Here is a 17,852-nt window from a genome sequence, read left to right on the forward strand (position 1 = left end):
ACCGAACCGCGGATCCCCTTGCCGAGTCCCGACGGCGTCACCCCGTCGAGGATGAGATCCTCGAACACGTCCGCCTTCAACTGGGTCAGGGTTCGCTCCTCCTCCTTGCTCTGCAGGCTCAGGGCCATCAGCGTCACCCGTTCGCACGCGGCCTGCGCCTTCTCCGCGCTGGCGTAGAAGGTGAGCGACGCCATCCCGTCCGGCTCGGGCTCGAAGAACACCGCCCGATCCTTCACCGACTTCTGATGCCGGGCCTTGATCGTCTCCGGGTGCCACCGCTCCCGCAGAGTCCGGGCGTTGTACTTCAGCTTCGACGCGGTCNCACTTCAGCTTCGACGCGGTCAGCGTGCCCGCCGATTTCAACACGGCCGCTTCGAATTTCACCCGCCCTTCCGCGGGCACCGACCAGGCCTGGTTGACCACCACCTGCGCGTGCCGATAGCTGATCTCCCCCGACGCCAGCGCCGCCCGGGTCGCCGGGAGTTCCTGGGCCAGGGCCCGGCTCTCCGCGACCAGGTTCTCCGCGGTGCGCTGCGGCACTCGGATCGTGCAGGCCAGTTCGCTGGAGAACTCCCGCTCGGCGACCTCACGCGCGTCCCAGCGGGCGCCCGGCACCCGGACGGCATTGTGCGCGATGGCCTGCCCGAACCGGCGGGCATCCTCGACCCGTTCGGCCCGCCGGGCGAAGGCCGCGGCGATGTCGCGTTCTGCCTCGGCGATGGCGTCGAAATGCCGGCCCATGGCCTCTCGCTCTTCGATGAATGACGGCTTCATGAGACCTACGCTAGGGGCACCCACCGACACTGCCCCGGCATCCGTGGATGCTGTGGATAAGCCGATCAGACCCACATTGTGGAGGAGGAAGCGAGCCCGGAAACCGCGGATGCCGCCCGGGGAAGATTTCTCCCCGGACGGCATCCGCCCCCCATTTCGGTCTCACCCCCCGGTCAGAGGCCCGGTCTCGCTCAGACGGTGAGTGACGCCGTCTGAGCCGCCTTTTCGTTTTCCCGTGCCGTCTCGGCCGCGGTCGGCACACCGTGGTGGGCGATCATCGTGGTCTCGTCGAAGGGGGCGTGGCGGTCGAGCACCAGGTCAACCTGGGCCCGGTCGATCTCCTTGGTCCAGGAGCCGATCAGAACCGTGGCGACGGCGTTGCCGGTGAAGTTCGTGAGCGCACGGGCCTCGGACATGAACCGGTCGATGCCGACGATGAACCCGACACCGTCGAGCAGCTGCGGCGCATGCGACTGCAGACCGGCGGCGAGCGTCGCGAGTCCGGCACCCGAAACGCCGGCGGCACCCTTGGACGCGATGATCATGAAGACGAGGAGCCCGATCTGCTCGCCCAGGTTGAGCGGCTGGCCCATGGCGGTCGCGATGAACAGCGACGCCATCGTGAGGTAGATGGCGGTGCCGTCCAGATTGAAGGAGTAACCGGTGGGAACTGTGACGCCCACGACCGGCTTGGACACGCCGAGGTGCTCCATCTTGGCGATCAGGCGCGGCAGCGCGGCTTCGGAGGAGGAGGTCGAGAAGATCAGCAGGTATTCGCGGCCGAGGTAGCGCATCAGCTTGAAGATGTTGACGCCGGTGACGACCTTGAGCAGGCCGCCGAGGATGACGACGATGAAGAGTGCACAGGTCAGGTAGAACGCACCCATCAGAGCGAAGAGACTGATCACGGCCTGAATGCCGGTGGCACCGACGACGGCGGCGATGGCACCGAAGGCACCGATCGGGGCGAGCCACATGACCATGATCAGGATGCGGAAGACCAGGGCCTGAACGTGCGCGATGCCTTCGAGGATCGGCTTGCCGGCCGCTCCCATCTTCTGCAGGGCGAAGCCGGCGATGAGCGCCACCAGGAGGGTCTGCAGGATGTTGCCGGCGGTCAGCGCCGAGAACAGGGTGGTCGGGATGATGCCGAGGAAGAAGTTCGTTTCGACGGCTTCCGGCGGCACGAAGGTGGTCGAGTTGAGGTCCAGACCCGAACCCGGCTTGACCAGGTTGCCCACGAACAGGCCGATGCCCAGCGCGAAGGTCGACATGATCAGGAAGTAACCCAGGGCCAGGCCGCCGATCCGGCCGACCGTGGCCGCCTTGGCGATGGATCCGATGCCGAGGACGATCGTGCAGAAGATGATCGGCGAGATCATCATCTTGATCAGGGCGATGAAGATGTCACCGAGGGGCTTGAGCGATACGGCGAATCCGTCTGCGCCACCGAAGAGCAGGCCCACGACGACGCCGAGGATCACCGCGACGATGACCGCCATATAGAGATAGTGGGATTTGTCGAACTTCTTCTTCGCCGGCTTTGCAGCACGGGTGGAGGGCAGCGATGCCATGTCAAGACTCCTTTGTCTGGTAACTAGGCTGGAGGCAGGCGCCAGATGCGCCCGCGGCGAGCCGTGGTGAAGTCCACACTGGTCGACCGGGTCCGATACACCGTCGTTGCGGTCATATTGGTCACGGATGCCCGCAGGCGAACGGCCGCACACGGCGCGAAAGAAGGATGCGATGGGGCACGACTGGAGCATTGCGCGTCGCCTGTTCCTGGCGAACGCGCTCTTCATCCTCGCGATGACTGTCTTCGTGGGCACGGCCGCTTTCGTCGACGCCCGGGACCGCGGCTTCGCGGAAGCCGAGAACCGGATGCTGTCGGTCGCGACCTCGATCGCCGACAGCCCCCTGGTGCTGGCGGCCGCCCGCTCGACTGATCCGAGCCGCATCCTGCAGCCCTACGCGCTGCGGGTGACCGAGGATGCCGGGCTCGACTTCATCACGATCATGGCCCCCGATCGTACCCGCTGGACCCACCCGACGCCGTCCGAAATCGGGCGGCCCTACATCGGCACGGTCAAGCCTGCCCTGGCCGGGGAGCCCTTCACCGAGGTCACGACCGGCACCCTCGGGCCATCCGTGCGTGCGATCGTGCCGGTCACCGATGACACGGGTGCCGTGCTCGGCCTCGTGGCCGCCGGAGTGAAGACGAGCAACCTCTCCATCGCCCTGAGCGCACGGCTGCCGGCCGTGCTGGCCGTGGCCCTGATCCTGCTGGCGGCCGGCACGGTCGCCAGCTGGCTCCTCGGACGCTACCTGAGCCGGGTCACGCTCGGCTGGGGGCCGGAACAACTGGCCCAGCTGTTCGTCTACTACGACTCCGTGCTGCACTCCGTGCGTGAGGGGCTCGTGCTGGTCAACCTCTCCGGTGAGGTCGTGCTCTACAACGACCAGGCCGCTCGGCTGCTGGGCGTACCGGTCCGGGCAACCGCGGTGCCGTCGCCCGGACCGGGCCGGCGGGCATCCGTCGCGGCCGCGCTCAGCCTCGACCGGCTCGACCTGCCCCCGGGGCTCGGTGCCCTGCTGCAGAGCGGCCGGTCCGCGGTCGATGAAATCCACCTCACCGACACGCGCGTGCTGGTGGTCAGCCAGAAGCCCGCCCTCCTGCCCGCCGTCGGCCGCCACCAGCCCGCACCCATGGGCTGGGTCGCCACCATCCGCGACCACACGGACATGCAGCACCTGGGCAGTGAGCTGCAGTCGACGCGCACGCTCTCGGATGCCCTCCGCGCCCAGACCCACGAGCACGCGAACCGTCTGCACACCATCGTGTCCCTGATGGAGCTCGGGCGCGGTGCCGAGGCCCTCGACTTCGCGACCAGGGACCTCGAACTGAGCCAGCAGCTGACCGACGACATGATCGACTCGGTCGACGAGCCGGTGCTCAGCGCGCTCCTGATGGGCAAGTTCGCCCAGGCCAGTGAGCTCGGGGTGCTGCTGACCGTCGAGGCGGCCGGGTCGCTGTCCGATTCCGGCCTGTCGGGCCAGGACCTGGTCACCGTCGTGGGCAACCTGATCGACAATGCCCTCGACGCGGCCGCCGGCGGTGACGCACCCCGCACCGTGCACCTGACCGTCAGGGCGACCGCGCACGTCGTCACCATCGAGGTCGCCGACAGCGGTCCCGGCGTCGCGCCGGAGGCCGTGACCGACATCCTCCAGCGCGGATACAGCACCAAGGAGCCGGGCGCCTACGGCCGAGGCCTGGGGCTCGCCCTCGTGCACCAGACCGTCAAACGGCTCGGGGGCGACCTCACCATCACCCGGCGCGTGGGTGCCCTGTTCACGGTCACGCTCCCCCACCGGGACGCGGCGGGCATCAGCGCGACTCCCGGCCCGGCTACCGGCGTGGCCGTCGCGGAACCGACGGGAGCAGCGCATGGCTGAGCGGGACATCCGGGTTCTGGTCGTCGAAGACGACGCCATCGCGGCCGAGGCCCATGCGGCCTACCTCGGGCGGCTGCCCGGTTTCGTGCACGCCGGGACGGCCTCGGACGGCCATTCCGGCCTGCGCGCCCTCGCCGCGGCGTCGGCGGCCGGGCAGCCGATCGACCTCGTCCTGATGGACATGACCCTGCCCGACCTGCACGGCCTCGACGTCAGCAGACGGATGCGTGCCGCCGGCCTGACCACGGACATCATCGCCATCACGGCCGTGCGCGAACTGCAGATCGTGCGCGGTGCCGTGGCGGCCGGAATCGTGCAGTACCTGATCAAACCGTTCACCTATGCGACCTTCGCCCAGAAGCTGGCGCACTACCGGGATTTCCGGATCCACCTGGGTGCCCGCACCGCTGTGACCAGCCAGAACGACGTGGACCTCGCCTTCGCCAGCCTGCGCACACCCGCCGACCTGCCCCGGCCCAAGGGCCTGTCCGAGGGCACGCTGGGTGCGGTGATCGAGCTCCTGAAGCTGCAGACCGCACCCGTCTCCTCCAGCGAGGTGATGGAGAAGCTCGGAATCTCGCGGGTGACCGCCCGACGCTACCTGGAGCATCTGGCCGACACGGGAACGCTCGACCGGCAGCCCCGCTACGGAACCCCGGGACGGCCGGAGAACGAATACACCTGGAAGCGCCGCTAGGGCGGCCGGGCCCGCCCGGTGCGGCCGGTGCGGCGTCCAAACGGCGTGCCCGAACGAATTCGACGGAGATTCTGCCGGAAACAGCCCTGAACTGTACCGAAAGGGCACTTTTAGATCAGAATCTCCGTCGAATTGGCTCAGAGCCGGGCGTCGGTTTTGGCCGGGCGTCGGTTTTGGGCGGGCGTCAGAGTCCGGCGCGCTCCGCCAGACCACGCACGTAGGCCGCCTGGCCGGCGTGCTGAAGGTCGTCCGCGAGCACGCTCACCAGCCGGACCGCCAGAGTGACCGGCGGCGTCCACCGCAGGTCGACGACCCGGCCGAAATCAGCGGCGACCAGGGTCGGCAGCCACGCGACCGTGCGGGAATGGACGGCGTCGAAGTAGCCGCCCAGGTGGTCGGCGTCGGGGCGCACCTGCCCCACCTCGAGGGCGGTCTGGCCGTATCCGGTGGCGTCGTTCCCGAACGGAAGGGCGAAACGCTCCGCCCACCCGGCTGCGGTCCAGAGTTGTTTCTCCTCCATGATCTCGGACAGGTGGTCGTCCTGCACCCGGGTCAGGTGCCAGACCAGCCAGGCGACCGAGTTCGCCTGCGAATCCGGCCGGTATGCCAGAATCTCGGGGCCGGCATCCGCGAGCACGTTGTGGACTGCGCCGCGGATCCGGCCGTAGGCATCGATCAGCAGTTCGCTCGACAGCATCCGTGCTCCTTCGTCCGTTTCGAGACAGAGTAGCCCCGGCGATTCCCGCCACAACGGCACAACCCGCAGGCGCAAAAAAAAGACCGGCTTTCGAAGAAGCCGGCCCCTGCTGGTGCACCCCCCCGGACTTGAACCGGGAACCCACTGATTAAGAGTCAGTTGCACTGCCAATTGAGCTAGGTATGAGCACCACGGTGCCAGTGGGCTGAGAACCCGCCGTTACGGATGGATGTCGCTTTGCCCGGTTGAGTTTACGCCGATCTGGTTCCGTCTGTTGCCGAGTAGTTCCCGTTGCTTTGTGGAGAGTTTCTGGCGAGCGGGTCAAATTCGCCGATCCCCAACGGTAGGTGACTCCCCGCGGCCGGAGCGCGGTCCGCCCCTTCCATTTGGCCAATCTTTCTTTGAGTTAATACTGACACCTCACGCGCTTCCCGGTGGCCGACGAGGCTTGCGAGCAACGACAGCGACGCCAAGCCGAGCATCAGGCCGACGGCCATGTCGACGTGCCGGGAGTCGGAATTGCCGTTGACCTTCGTTCAGTCACGTCCCCATTTTGCTTCTCGGGATACCGCATCACACTACCGTCGGGGTAGATCCGGCCCCGTTTGATGATCGTGATCCCTTTGTCCCAGTCCGTGGCGGATCGGGGCATCCGCGCCAACCTGTGCTCTGGCTTTCGCTCGGGTGGGAGTAGGAGGCCAAGCATTCGGCTATGGCCTTGCCGCAGGGTAGCCGCCGCACGGTTAGGCAAAAACTGCGCGGCATCAATAGCGTCCAAGTCCCGCATTCGCGTGGTCGCACGGACCTTTAGCGGATTTCAAAGTACGTTCGAGACCGTTGCGGTCGAGACGCCCGCAATTTTCGCAACCGCGGCGAGGCCGAGCGGCTTCTTGCCGGCCAGGGATCCTCCTCGACACCTGGCGTTTAGAGTGCAATTGGGTTCAATGCACCCCTATTTGGTTCAACCTTTTGGAAGGTGTCTCCTGGGCGAGAACGCCGTGGCGACGAGGGAGCGCAGCGATTCGAGCGATCCGTCCACGAGCCCGTGGGCCCGCGCTTGTACGAGCACGTTCCCGATAGCGGTCGCCTCGACGGGGCCCGCGAGCACGGGCATCCCGGCTCGGTCGGCGATGAGCTGGCACAGCAGTTCGTTCTGCGAGCCGCCGCCGACGATGTGGATGACCGAGACCGTCTTCCCCGACAACTCCGATGCCGAGCGCACGGCGTTGACGAACGCGACCGCGAGGCTCTCGATGATGCTGCGGACGAACTCGACCGGGCTCCGGGGGGCCGACACGCCATGATCGCGGCACCACTCCGCTATGCGGGCGGGCATCTCGCCCGGAACCAGGAACGTGGGGTCGTCCGCGTCGAACACGGATACCGGGGTGGCGAGCGCGGCAGCGGCAGCCAGCAGCCCGGGCAGCTCGAGGGTCGGATCAGTCCGCTGCCAGTCGCGCACCGACTCGCTCAGGATCCACAGCCCCATGACGTTGTGCAGGAACCGCACCTGCCCGTCGACGCCGCCCTCGTTGGTGAAGTTCGCCGCGCGCGCGGCGTCGGTAAGTACCGGATGCTCGAGTTCAACCCCCACGAGACCCCATGTTCCACACGAGATGTACGCGAAGTCGGGGTTTGTCGCGGGAACCGCCACGACCGCCGACGCGGTGTCGTGCGAGCCGACCGTGGTGACGGTCATGCTGCTCGCCACGTCGACGGACGGCAGCAGCCCGCCGAGCGGGGTTCCGGGGGTCACGAGCGACGGCAGCACGCCGCGCGGGAGGCCGAGCCGCTCGATGAGCGCGTGGTCCCAGTCGCCTGTCGAGATCGACAGCAGCCCCGTCGTCGAGGCGTTGGTCTGCTCGGCGAACTGCTGGCCGGTGAGCCAGTAGTTGAACAGGTCGGGGATGAGCAAGAAGCCGTCGGCGAGGTCGAGCACACCCGCCGAGCGGTCGGCGGCGAGCTGGTACAGGGTGTTGAACGAGAGGAACTGCAGGCCGTTGGCGGCGTACAACTCCTGGGGGCCGACGAGGGCGTGCGTAGCCTCGACCGCCGGGAGGTTGCGCTCGTCCCGGTAGTGGTACGGGGTGCCGAGCATCCGGCCGCCCCGCATGAGCGCGTAGTCGACGGCCCACGAGTCGACGGCCACGCTCGCGATGGCGGGGTCTTCGCGCACGGCGGCGCCGAGACCAGCGACAACGCTGCGATAGAGCTCGAGGATGTTCCAGTGCAGGCCGTCGATCGTACGCACCGGAATGTTGGGGAAGCGCGCGACGGGGCGCACGCTCAGATGGTTGTGGCTGACGTGCCCCAGCATGACCCGGCCGCTCGTGGCGCCCAGGTCAACTGCGGCAAGACTCGCGATCATCGCAGGAAGGCGGCGGCCACGCCCGCATCCACGGGGATGTGCAGGCCGGTCGTGTGCGATAGGTCGGGGCCGGTGAGAACGGATACTGCGTTCGCGACGTTCTCCGGCAGGACCTCGCGCTTGAGGATGGTGCGCTGGGCGTAGAATCTGCCCAGATCCTCCTCCGCGACCCCGTAGGTCTTGGCGCGGTTGGCGCCCCAGCCCGCGGCGAAGATGCCGGAGCCGCGCACGACTCCGTCGGGGTTGATGCCGTTGACCTTCACGCCGTGCTCGCCGAGCTCGACCGCGAGCAGACGCACCTGGTGCGCCTGGTCAGCCTTAGTCGCGGAGTAGGCGATGTTGTTCGGCCCCGCGAACACTGAGTTCTTCGAGGAGATGTAGATGACGTCGCCGCCCATCTGCTGCTCGATGAGCACGGGGGCGGTGGCCTTCGAGACCAGGAACGAGCCCTTGGCCATGATGTCGTGCTGGAAGTCCCAGTCCTTCTCGGTGGTCTCCAGCAGCGGCTTACTCAGCGAGACGCCGGCGTTGTTCACGACGATGTCGATGCCGCCGAAGGCGAGGAGGGCATCCTGCACCATCTGGTCGATCGCGGCGGAGTCGGTGACGTTGACCTGCAGGCCGACCGCGATATCCGTGTTACCGATCTCGACGGCAGCTTCCTGCGCCTTGGCGAGGTCGAGGTCCGCGATGATGACGCACGCTCCGTCGGCCGCGAGGCGCGTCGCGATGGCCTTGCCGATGCCGGAGGCGGCGCCGGTCACGAGGGCGATGCGCGTGGCGTGTGACTTCGGCTTGGGCATTCGGGCGAGCTTGGCCTCTTCGAGGGCCCAGTATTCGATGCGGAACTTTTCCGCGTCGCTGATGGGCGCGTAGCTCGAGATCGCCTCGGCGGCGCGCATGACGTTGATGGCGTTGACGTAGAACTCGCCGGCTACACGCGCGGTCTGCTTGTTGGCGCCGTAGCTGAACATGCCCACACCGGGCACGAGCACGATGAGCGGGTCGGCGCCGCGCATCGCCGGGCTGTCTGCGACCTTGTGCTTGTCGTAGTAGGCCGTGTAGGCCTTGCGGTAGGCCTCGTGCAGCTGCTTGAGTCGCTCGATCGACTTCTCGACGGTGGCGTTCGCGGGCAGGTCCAGCAGCATGGGCTTGACCTTGGTCCGCAGGAAGTGGTCGGGGCAGCTCGTGCCGAGCGCGGCGAGCTTCGGGGCATCCGCCGAGGCCAAGAAATCGAGAACGACGTCGGAGTCGGTGAAGTGGCCGACCATGGGGCGGTCGTGCGAGGCAATGCCGCGGATGGTCGCCGCCAGGGCCGCGGCTTTGGCGCGACGTTCTGCCACGGGGAGCGCGGCGTTCTTCGCGACCGCGCGACCGAACGGGGCCTTCTTGCCCTTCGCCGCGATGAACTCCTCGGCGGTCGTGATGATCCAGAGGCTATTCTTCTCGGCCTCCTCAGAGGTCTCGCCCCACGCCGTGATGCCGTGGCCGCCGAGGATCACACCGATCGCCTCAGGGTTCGCGGCCTTGATCGCCGCGATGTCGAGGCCGAGCTGGAAGCCGGGACGACGCCAGTCCACCCACGCGACCTTGTTACCGAAAGCTTTCTTCGTGAGCTTCTCCCCGTCCTTGGCGGTCGCGAAGGCGATGCCCGAATCCGGATGAAGGTGGTCGACGTGTGCCGCATCGACCAGGCCGTGCATGGCGGTGTCGATGGAGGGAGCGGCCCCGCCCTTGCCGTGGAGCGTGTAATCGAAGGCCGCGACCATCTCGTCCTCGCGGTCGGTTCCCGGGTAGACGTCGACGAGCGCGCGGAGGCGGTCGAGCCGCAGTACCGCGAGGCCGGCCTCGGTCAGGGTGCCGAGGTCGCCGCCGGATCCCTTGACCCAGAGCAGGTCGACGGACTCACCGGTGACCGGGTCGGTCTCGGTGCCCTTGGCGGAGGTGTTGCCTCCGGCGTAGTTGGTGACGCGAGGGTCGGAACCGAGACGGTTGCTGCGCGCGATGAGGTCGGCGGGAGTTGAAGACAAGGGAGGAACTTCCTGGTTAGAGGGGAATGCTCCCCTTGGCGGGGTCGCCGAGGGGTACGTTGTCGAGGAACCACACGTCGTATGGTTTGGTCAGCAGGTCGGCGTTCAGCTCGTTGAGCCGCTGGAGCGGTGCTCCCGCGGCGTGAGCGTCGAGGTCGGCACGGGTGGTCCAGCGCTCGACCATGACGACGGTGTCGCCATCCTGCTCGAGGTGCGCGGCATACAATTCGCAGCCGGATTCCTCGTGCACGAGCGGAGACACCTCGCGGAAGGACTCGATGACCGCAGCGCCCCTGCCAGGCTTGGCCGAGAGCACCGCGACGACGGTCAACGCCACGATCAGACCTGCCTGAAGTCGATGCCGAGCAGGCTCGCCGCGGCCTTGTAGTCGCCCGCGCGGTGACCGAGCGAGAGCGACCAGTGGTGACCGATGCCGGTCGCCGACCACTCGTCGACCCACTCACCCGGGTCGCGACCGAAGTCGACGCGCGAGGTCGTGTTGCCGATGGCCAACAGCGGTCCCGGCACGACCGTGCCCTGGGATGCCAAGAACGCGAGCTTGCCGTCCTGATCCTGCCCGAGGCCGAGCAGGGTGACGGGGCCGGGCTGCACGTCGAACTCGACGCTCACGCCGTAGCCGCGCTTGCCGTGGTAGACCCCGAGGCCGCGCAGCAGCGGGTCCTTAGACGAGACCGCGAGGTGCGCGGGGCCGTCGTGGCCCATCTCGACGACGCCATCCACGAAATTGAGGGCCTGGATCTCGGTGAACGAGCCGCCCGCGCCGATGACGTGGGTGGCGAGTTGGGCGACCGTGGTGCGCAGCTCGTACTCACCGGTGGCCGGGATGCCCCGTGCCGTGAGCAGCGACGCGCCGAGGATCATTCCCGCGCCCAGGCGCTCGTGCTGCTCGCCGTCGAGTCCGCGGTGGTAGTACGCGAGCGAGTCGAGGTCGAAGTCCTCGATGAGCCGGTCGAGGGCCACCGAGACAGTCGCGCCCCAGGCGAAGTCGTCGTCGACGACGGTGTCATCCAGCGTGAAGATCTGGCGCGCGAGGTCCATGCGGGCCGCGGTCTCCGCCTCGGTGACCTTCTCGACGCGCTGGCGCAGGTCGTCGAACTCGAGAACCTCCACGTGCGAGCCGAACGTGGTCGGCAGCAGGGTGAGGTCGGTCGAGACATCGAGCATGCCGGGGTAGACGTGGCCCATGAGGCCGTGACGGGCGTGGCGCAAGGCGGCACGGATGTGCGCGGCGTTGATCCACTGCTCGATACGGGTCCACGCCGATTCCTGGCGGAGGTGACCCGACACGGAACGGAACGGGATGCCCGCCCGGCGGAACACGTTGCCGACCTCGGGCACGGGGCACTGCCCGCAGTATGCGAGCCACAGGCCGGTGTCGAAGTTGGCGTGATCCATCTTCTCGGTCGGCTGCAGGTCGATCACGAGTACCGGGGTCTTCGAGCGCTGTGCGATCGGCAGCACCATCGAGGAGGTCAGGTACGTGGTGAGGAACATGACGATGAGGTCGCAGTCGGCCTCGCGCAGCTTCTCGCCCGCGGCGACACCTTCCTGGGCGTCGGAGATGAAGCCGACGTCGACGACCTCGGCATCCAGCTGCTGGAACCGGTCGGAGACGTAGCGGGCGGAGTCCTGCAGCTGGGGCAGCAGCCCTGGGAACTGCGGCCAGTAGGTGCCGAGACCTCCGGCCACGAGGCCGATGCGGGTCTTGCGGCGCGTCTTGGCCGGGAGCAGTGTCGAAAGGTCGGTCATCATGCCCCCCAGCTTGCCTGCTGCCCACCCACGCGGTCGGCAGCGATCTTCGCCTGGTATCCGGATGCCGCGTACGCCGCCGTGGGGTCGCCCGCGAGTCCGCGCGACTCGCGCCATGCGGCGAGGTCGGGGCGGACATCCGTGTAGAACGCGTCCATGAGGATGCCGTTGGCGCCGAGCACGTCGCCCGCGTCTTGCGCGGCCTTGAGCGTGTCGGTGTCGACGAGCAGTGCGCGCGCCGTCATCTCCTGCACGTTGAGCACGGAGCGGATCTGGCCGGCGATCTTGTCCTCGACGTTGTGGCACTGGTCGAGCATGAAGGCCACGCCCGAGTCGGCACCGTAGCCGCCGCCGCGCACGACCTCGAAGAGGATGCGGAACAGCTGGAACGGGTCTGCCGCGCCCACGATCAGGTCGTCGTCGGCGTAGAAGCGCGAGTTGAAGTCGAACGAGCCGAGCTTGCCGAGGCGCAGCAGCTGCATGACGATGAACTCGATGTTGGTGCCGGGCGCGTGGTGTCCGGTGTCGAGGCAGACGAGGGCGCGGTCGCCGAGCGCCGCGACCTGGGCATAGCTGGTACCCCAGTCCGGGACATCCGTGTGGTAAAACGCCGGCTCGAAGAACTTGTACTCGAGAACGAGGCGCTGGTTCTCACCGATGCGGTCATAGATCTTCTGCAGCGACTCCTGCAGGCGGTCCTGACGGCCCCGGATGTCGCCCTGGCCCGGGTAGTTGGTGCCGTCGGCGAGCCAGATCTTCAGGTCACGTGAGCCGGTGGCATCCATGATGTCGATGCACTCGAAGTGATGGTCGATCGCCTTCTGGCGCACGGCAGCGTCGGTGTGCGTGAGCGAGCCGAACTTGTACGCGTCGTCTTGGAAGGTGTTGGAGTTGATGGTGCCGAGGGCCACACCGTGCTCCTGCGCGAAGGCGGAGAGCGCGGCGTAATCGTCGACCTTGTCCCACGGGATGTGCAGCGCGACCGACGGCGACAGCGCGGTGTACTTGTGCACCTGCGCGGCATCCGCGATCTTCTCCTGGGGAGTGCGGGGCGTTCCGGGAGTGGTGAACACCTTAAAGCGCGTTCCGGAGTTGCCGAACGCCCACGAGGGAAGTTCGATCTCCTGCTCCGCGAGCAGCGTCGCGACTGCGGCAAAGGATTTCATGATGGTCCTCTTCGTTGAGTCAGTCAGGGACACCGTCGTATGCGGCGGTGCCGATGCGAGTGGTGAACTGTTTCACCGAAGCAACCTTAGCAGCCCAGAGCTCGAGAATCGACTTCCCGCTTCCGGCGAGTAGCGGAAGATTTGCCCGCGCGGATTTACACACTGCAAACCCCGCCAGGATGTAGCTGGCGGGGTTTGCTTAGCGAGTGATCTATCCTCTGAGCAGTGAAGGCATTACTGGTAACTGATACTCGGAGTCCAACTGGTTGCTGCGCCGGTTGCGTTGCCGGCGTACACGACGAATCGAATCGTGTCGCCAGCTGCGACCGCGAGGGTCACGTCTGCGTCGACTCCGTTGCGATCGCCCGCTGACAGGTTGTAGTACGAGCCGCCTGTCGTCGGCCAGACCGGGGTACCGTTCCGTTCAATGAGGACACTCGACCCTGCCGCCGTCACGGCATTCATTGCAACTCGGCCAGTAATGCGTACCGTACCTGCGCTCGGTGCGGTCCACGTCCGAGCGACCCACTGAGACGAACCCACTCCGGGCGTCAAAGTGAAAGCGTCGATACTGGACCCTCCCCCCGCTGACCATTTCGATGGGACCGCCGTATACGTAGCCATGTTGGTCCAGACTCCAGAACCGCTATAGGTTTGGGAGGCCCAGCCATTCTGGCCTTGGGTTGAAGAGAATTGCGAGGCCGCCGGGTAGATCGAACTCACCGAGAGATTGTTCGATTGCGTGACGTTCGTAAGGGGGGGATTCCCGTTGACGTTGCTAATGAATCCGTTGGGCGAGACCTGGTACACGTTGTCGCGAATGGTCGCTTGGGGTGGCGTCGACACGTAGGAATCGATTGCGATGTGGCCTTTCTGGCCGGAAGCACCGTTGTTGTAGAAGGCGTTCTGCTCGATAACCGTTCCGGTGCTGAAGTCGTTCGATCGATTGGCGAGCTGGAGCATCTCTACTCCCGCGCCCGCGTTGTTTGCGAATAGGTTGCCGCGGATCCGGACGTTGTTGACCGCATACTCAAGATCGATACCAGTCTGATCATGAGTGGAGTTGTCCGGCATATTCGCAACGACATTATTTTGAATCACTACATCGTCAACCGCGGTGAGGAAGAAGCACGTCGTGCCCTGAGGTTCGTAGACGTGACCCTTGCAATCAAGCCAGTTCCCAACGAATTTGACATTGGAAGAGGCCTCAATCGCAATCATCGGTGCTTTCGCTTCCTCGAAGCGATTGTTCGTGACGTCGATATTGGAGAACGTCGACGGCGCGTAGGACGGTGTGCCCGTGAAGCCAGGGTCGGCCATTAGGTACACGCCCGACGTGTTCTGTGTGCGGTTGTCACGGATTGAGATGTTCGACAGCACATTCTGCCCAGGGCTCGTTGTCGGCACTCCTGCCGCCGTGATTGTGATCGCCGATGAGTTTTGGGTGTCCGGATAGTCAGCGACCTCGCCACGTCCATTGAAGATGCCGAACAGATCGTGAGCCCACAGGCCGTGAACGTCGAGACCTGTATGGCCGAGACTCGTGAAAGGGATCAGGAGGCCCATGCCCGCGTTCGTCAGTTCCAAATCCTGAATATGCCAATAGTCGGGATTTGTCACAATCACGGTGCGATCTGTCGCCAAGCCAGATCCGTGAATGATAGGCAAGGCGCCAGCGCCATAGGCGCCCAGTGTGATCCAGCTCGAGCTTGTTCCGCTTCCGGTAAGACGAAGTGGCCCGGCGAAACTTGCTCCTCTGGCCAACAACACTTGGGCACCCGGGGCGAGGGTCCTATCGTTGACGGGTGTGAAGTCGCACCATGGGGTGGACGTTGATGTTCCGGCACCGGAGTTTGAGCAGGAGCTGCCGACACGATTGTCGACGTATCGGGTGCCCGTAATAGAAGTGAGACCGTCGTCCACAGAGATCAGATCGATGTCGGTGTAGGTGCCTTGACCGGTCGAGTCCGAACGAACGGTGACAACGAGCGTGTGTGAGCCTCCCGGCAGACCCGACGCCGTGTAGAGGACCTGCTGCGTAAGCGTGGTCGGCGAATACGAGTCGACAATGGTCGTCGCACCGCAATTGCTGCCCGAGCCATCGCAAACCTTCACGTCAGCACGCCCGTGCAACGAATTCGTGCCACCGATCAAAGTCACCGATACCCCAGTGAAGGCGACGGTTGCCGTCGCACCGGCAGATGTGGCGTAGTGAGCGTCGCCGTTTGCGTACCCGCTCGGTGGGTTGGTGGTGTAAGTCCATCCCGATGAATAGCTAAAGGCGGGGGCTGAGTCATTCAGAGTGCTTACGGCGGCGGATGCGGGCTGGTCGGTTGGTACCGCTATTGCAATCGCCGCCGCTGTTATTAATGCGAGCCCCAGTGCGAGTGCACGCATGCGTGGGTGGGATGTGGGTGGCATCGTTGACAACCTTTCCGTAAGTGAACTGTTTCACTGACGTTAGTGCCCCGGCCCAAGGTTGGCAAGAGCATCGCTAATCGAGGTGGAACACCAGATCGAGATCGGTCGAGACGGGTGACAGGTCCTCGTTGGTTGGCATGATCTGTGCCATGTATGACCACCACGCCTTGGTGATCTCGGTGTCTGCGCCGCGGGACCACAGATCCATACGATCAACCTCGACATAGACGATGACCACGCCCAACGTGGGCGCGGCAAAGATCGAGAAGTTGCGACCGCCGTGTGCGGTGATAGACGTTCGCATGTCGTCGCTCATGTCTCGGTGTCGGCGCGCGTACTCCGGCAGCGCCTCAGCTGGCAACTTGAGTGCCAGCGCGATTCGTGTGGTCACTCGGGCGGCTCCCCAAAATGGGGCATCGCCTCATTGGATGTGACTAGGGCCAATGGCCGGCAACAGCCCCGGCTGGACGTCACGGTCTTGCCTCTGCTCGCGAGTGACGGTGCCGTGCTTCGCGAAGAGCTTCCAGATAGCCGAGGCCGTGATGGGTGTCAGGAAGAAGGCTTGATCCTTCAGTCCATTCGTTCCAGGCGTTGATTGTGATCAGCGGGTGGTCCGTGGGATGACGGTCGAGGAACCGAAGCGCTTCCTCCACGGCCTCCTGGAATTGCGTAGGGTCAGGGTCTGCCGCTGGTATCCAGGGGTAGGACCCAAGTTCGAATGGGATTGCGAAATCTGTGCGCGGCGTAGAGTCCCACCCCACCGTGACATTGGGGTAGAAGGGCACGCCAATACTTCCAGCGATACGTTCATAAGACTCGAACGCGAGGTCTCGCACGTGATCCCAATCAGCTGCTGGGAAGCCAACTTCATCAGCGGACGCATGATGAATCCATACATAGGACGAAGCTGAATCGAAGTCGAGGGACGAGAGAAGATTTCTTGGGTCGCCGAGCGACGTGGATCCAGGGAGTTCATTCTGACCGCGGACGACGCCATCAAGGTGAATGCCAGCATGACCTCGGGTTCGGGCGTGGCTTCCGAACCACTGAAGTGCGTCTTTTGTGGCTTCAACGCCGCCAAGACCAGTAACCAGAGTGTCGAGGTCGTAAATCGAGAGGAACGGCCGATCCCCCATTTTCAGATAGTTGTCCTCGGCAAAGTATTTGTCGGTGACGTGCCGTGCCATTTCCTCGAACGCGGACCGGCCGACGTCGCCTGAAACGAGGAGTTGGCCGCTTCCATCCACATTTCGTGAGGGAAAGATATCTACCAATGCGTGATTTGCCCACATGAGGGCGAATTTCACTTCCTTGCATCGCGGCGCTGGAAGAAATCCTTCATCGAGAGCGCGCTGAAGGAAGGGGCCGTCCTCGTACCAGTAGTAATCGAACAAGAAGCCATCTACTCCGTGGCTTACCGCGAGATCTATTTGTGTATCCATTGCGGCTGGGTCAGCTTCGTCAAACTCGCCAAGCGCCGGGATGCGGGGTTGGCGGTGGCCCGGAAATCTAGGGGATGCGGTTCGCAGAAGATCCCATTCTGTCCAGCCTTTGCCGAACCACTCGGAGGAGCGTGGGTCGGTGTGCCAGTTGGGGAAGTAGTAAGCGAAGATCTGAGCTGTCATTGGCCTTATCAATCAAATGGGTGGTCAGGGGGTGAGGTTGTTGTGTCGTAGTTAGCTACGCAACGCGCCGGCGGTCAGTCCGGAAAGAACAAACTTTTGAAGCGCAATGAAAGCGATGAGGACGGGGACGAGCGAAAGAACGGCGCAGGCGAAGAAAACGGGCACGTCGTTGTTGAAAGTGCTTTGGAACCCGATGGTGGCCTTCGGGAGTGTTTGGTTCGCCTTGGACTGAAGAAAATAAAGGCTGACGATCAGGTCGTTCCAGACCGTGATCGTCGACAGGATCGCGACAGTTGCTGTTGCTGGTTTCAGAAGGGGAAAGACCAGGCTGGTGAACACGCGAAGGTCGCTAGCACCGTCGATCTTTGCCGCTTCCTCGAGCTCGCGGGGGACCCCTGACAGGAAGCCGTAATACAAGAAGACAGCCAAAGGGATCCCCGCCCCGATTTGAATGAGAATGACACCGGGAAGGTTGTCGACGAGTCCGGCTCCAGCCCACATTTTGTAAAGGGTCGGCAAGCCCAATTGAAAGGGAACGATCAGGCCGAGCGCAAACACAGTGAACAGTCTCGAGCCGGCTCGCCCTCGCCAGCGTGAGAGTGCATACGCCGCTGCCGACGACAGGGCGATGATTGCAGCTACTGATACGGCCGTGACCGCCATGGTGTTGGCAAAGGCGGTGCCGAGCTGACCCTGATTCCATGCGGTCGCGTAGTTCTCGAAATTCAAACCTGCTGGGATCCCCAGGGGGTTGGCGCTGTACTCCTGCTGAGTGCGGAACGGAATGATGAACAAGTACGCAAGTGGGACAAGAATGAGAACCGCCCAGATAATCGCGGGAATCACAC

General features: G+C 64.9%; 14 protein-coding genes, 1 tRNA gene and 1 pseudogene. 3 read left to right on the plus strand and 13 right to left on the minus strand.

The features are described 5' to 3' along the window. A pseudogene (locus tag E3T24_RS18060) lies at positions 1–221 on the minus strand (endonuclease); the annotation flags it as partial. Between the two features lie 211 nt (positions 222–432). Here E3T24_RS18060 and E3T24_RS18065 point away from each other — a divergent pair. Continuing rightward, entirely contained in the window at positions 433–765 is a 333-nt protein-coding gene (locus E3T24_RS18065) for a hypothetical protein (RefSeq protein ID WP_241978707.1), read from the plus strand. 200 nt (positions 766–965) lie between these two features. Here E3T24_RS18065 and E3T24_RS13745 read toward each other — a convergent pair whose 3' ends face one another. Further along, complete coding sequence (locus E3T24_RS13745) at positions 966–2,348, minus strand: cation:dicarboxylase symporter family transporter (protein WP_134405845.1); 1,383 nt, start codon at positions 2,346–2,348, stop codon at positions 966–968. Positions 2,349–2,520: 172 nt separating this feature from the next. Here E3T24_RS13745 and E3T24_RS13750 point away from each other — a divergent pair, with 172 nt between their 5' ends. Beyond that, positions 2,521–4,230, plus strand: coding sequence for a sensor histidine kinase (locus E3T24_RS13750; RefSeq protein WP_134434705.1), 1,710 nt, complete (start codon positions 2,521–2,523; stop codon positions 4,228–4,230). Then, on the plus strand, positions 4,223–4,927 hold the full coding sequence (locus E3T24_RS13755; RefSeq protein WP_134402401.1) for a response regulator: 705 nt from the start codon (positions 4,223–4,225) through the stop codon (positions 4,925–4,927). The genes E3T24_RS13750 and E3T24_RS13755 overlap by 8 nt, the downstream gene beginning before the upstream one ends. Before the next feature lie 184 nt (positions 4,928–5,111). On the opposite strand, the gene E3T24_RS13760 is transcribed toward E3T24_RS13755, so the two are convergent. From E3T24_RS13760 to E3T24_RS13810, 11 genes are all read right to left on the minus strand, one after another. After that, positions 5,112–5,624, minus strand: a complete 513-nt coding sequence (locus E3T24_RS13760) for a DUF664 domain-containing protein (protein ID WP_134365121.1) — start codon at positions 5,622–5,624, stop codon at positions 5,112–5,114. Between the two features lie 110 nt (positions 5,625–5,734). After that, a tRNA-Lys gene (locus tag E3T24_RS13765) sits at positions 5,735–5,804 on the minus strand. Between the two features lie 781 nt (positions 5,805–6,585). Beyond that, positions 6,586–7,992 carry a rhamnulokinase family protein gene (locus tag E3T24_RS13770; protein WP_134434706.1) on the minus strand — a complete coding sequence of 469 codons (1,407 nt, stop codon included), beginning with the start codon at positions 7,990–7,992 and terminating at the stop codon, positions 6,586–6,588. After that, positions 7,989–10,022 carry a bifunctional aldolase/short-chain dehydrogenase gene (locus E3T24_RS13775; protein WP_134434707.1) on the minus strand — a complete coding sequence of 678 codons (2,034 nt, stop codon included), beginning with the start codon at positions 10,020–10,022 and terminating at the stop codon, positions 7,989–7,991. The genes E3T24_RS13770 and E3T24_RS13775 overlap by 4 nt, the downstream gene beginning before the upstream one ends. A gap of 16 nt (positions 10,023–10,038) precedes the next feature. After that, positions 10,039–10,359, minus strand: a complete 321-nt coding sequence (locus tag E3T24_RS13780; protein ID WP_134434708.1) for an antibiotic biosynthesis monooxygenase family protein — start codon at positions 10,357–10,359, stop codon at positions 10,039–10,041. A 2-nt stretch (positions 10,360–10,361) separates the two neighbouring features. After that, entirely contained in the window at positions 10,362–11,795 is a 1,434-nt protein-coding gene (locus E3T24_RS13785; RefSeq protein WP_134434709.1) for an L-fucose/L-arabinose isomerase family protein, read from the minus strand. Continuing rightward, positions 11,792–12,958 carry an L-rhamnose isomerase gene (rhaI, locus tag E3T24_RS13790; RefSeq protein WP_134434710.1) on the minus strand — a complete coding sequence of 389 codons (1,167 nt, stop codon included), beginning with the start codon at positions 12,956–12,958 and terminating at the stop codon, positions 11,792–11,794. Before rhaI ends, E3T24_RS13785 begins: the two co-directional genes overlap by 4 nt. Positions 12,959–13,192: 234 nt before the next feature. Continuing rightward, positions 13,193–15,355, minus strand: coding sequence for a right-handed parallel beta-helix repeat-containing protein (locus E3T24_RS13795; RefSeq protein ID WP_134434711.1), 2,163 nt, complete (start codon positions 15,353–15,355; stop codon positions 13,193–13,195). Positions 15,356–15,452: 97 nt separating this feature from the next. Then, complete coding sequence (locus tag E3T24_RS13800; RefSeq protein WP_134434712.1) at positions 15,453–15,770, minus strand: L-rhamnose mutarotase; 318 nt, start codon at positions 15,768–15,770, stop codon at positions 15,453–15,455. Between the two features lie 79 nt (positions 15,771–15,849). Beyond that, on the minus strand, positions 15,850–17,004 hold the full coding sequence (locus tag E3T24_RS13805) for a glycoside hydrolase family 99-like domain-containing protein (protein ID WP_134434713.1): 1,155 nt from the start codon (positions 17,002–17,004) through the stop codon (positions 15,850–15,852). Positions 17,005–17,055: 51 nt separating this feature from the next. Further along, entirely contained in the window at positions 17,056–17,850 is a 795-nt protein-coding gene (locus tag E3T24_RS13810; protein WP_134434714.1) for a carbohydrate ABC transporter permease, read from the minus strand. Positions 17,851–17,852 lie beyond the last annotated feature (2 nt).

Source organism: Cryobacterium sp. TmT2-59, assembly GCF_004403545.1.
Lineage (GTDB): Bacteria > Actinomycetota > Actinomycetes > Actinomycetales > Microbacteriaceae > Cryobacterium > Cryobacterium shii.

What these genes read in the sequence shown, in the direction of transcription:
- E3T24_RS13745 (WP_134405845.1), bottom strand. Translation starts at nt 2,348, where the DNA reads ATGGCATCGCTGCCCTCCACCCGTGCTGCAAAGCCGGCGAAGAAGAAG.
- E3T24_RS13750 (WP_134434705.1), top strand. Translation starts at nt 2,521, where the DNA reads ATGGGGCACGACTGGAGCATTGCGCGTCGCCTGTTCCTGGCGAACGCG.
- E3T24_RS13755 (WP_134402401.1), top strand. Translation starts at nt 4,223, where the DNA reads ATGGCTGAGCGGGACATCCGGGTTCTGGTCGTCGAAGACGACGCCATC.
- E3T24_RS13760 (WP_134365121.1), bottom strand. Translation starts at nt 5,624, where the DNA reads ATGCTGTCGAGCGAACTGCTGATCGATGCCTACGGCCGGATCCGCGGC.
- E3T24_RS13770 (WP_134434706.1), bottom strand. Translation starts at nt 7,992, where the DNA reads ATGATCGCGAGTCTTGCCGCAGTTGACCTGGGCGCCACGAGCGGCCGG.
- E3T24_RS13785 (WP_134434709.1), bottom strand. Translation starts at nt 11,795, where the DNA reads ATGATGACCGACCTTTCGACACTGCTCCCGGCCAAGACGCGCCGCAAG.
- rhaI (WP_134434710.1), bottom strand. Translation starts at nt 12,958, where the DNA reads ATGAAATCCTTTGCCGCAGTCGCGACGCTGCTCGCGGAGCAGGAGATC.
- E3T24_RS13795 (WP_134434711.1), bottom strand. Translation starts at nt 15,355, where the DNA reads ATGCGTGCACTCGCACTGGGGCTCGCATTAATAACAGCGGCGGCGATT.
- E3T24_RS13805 (WP_134434713.1), bottom strand. Translation starts at nt 17,004, where the DNA reads ATGACAGCTCAGATCTTCGCTTACTACTTCCCCAACTGGCACACCGAC.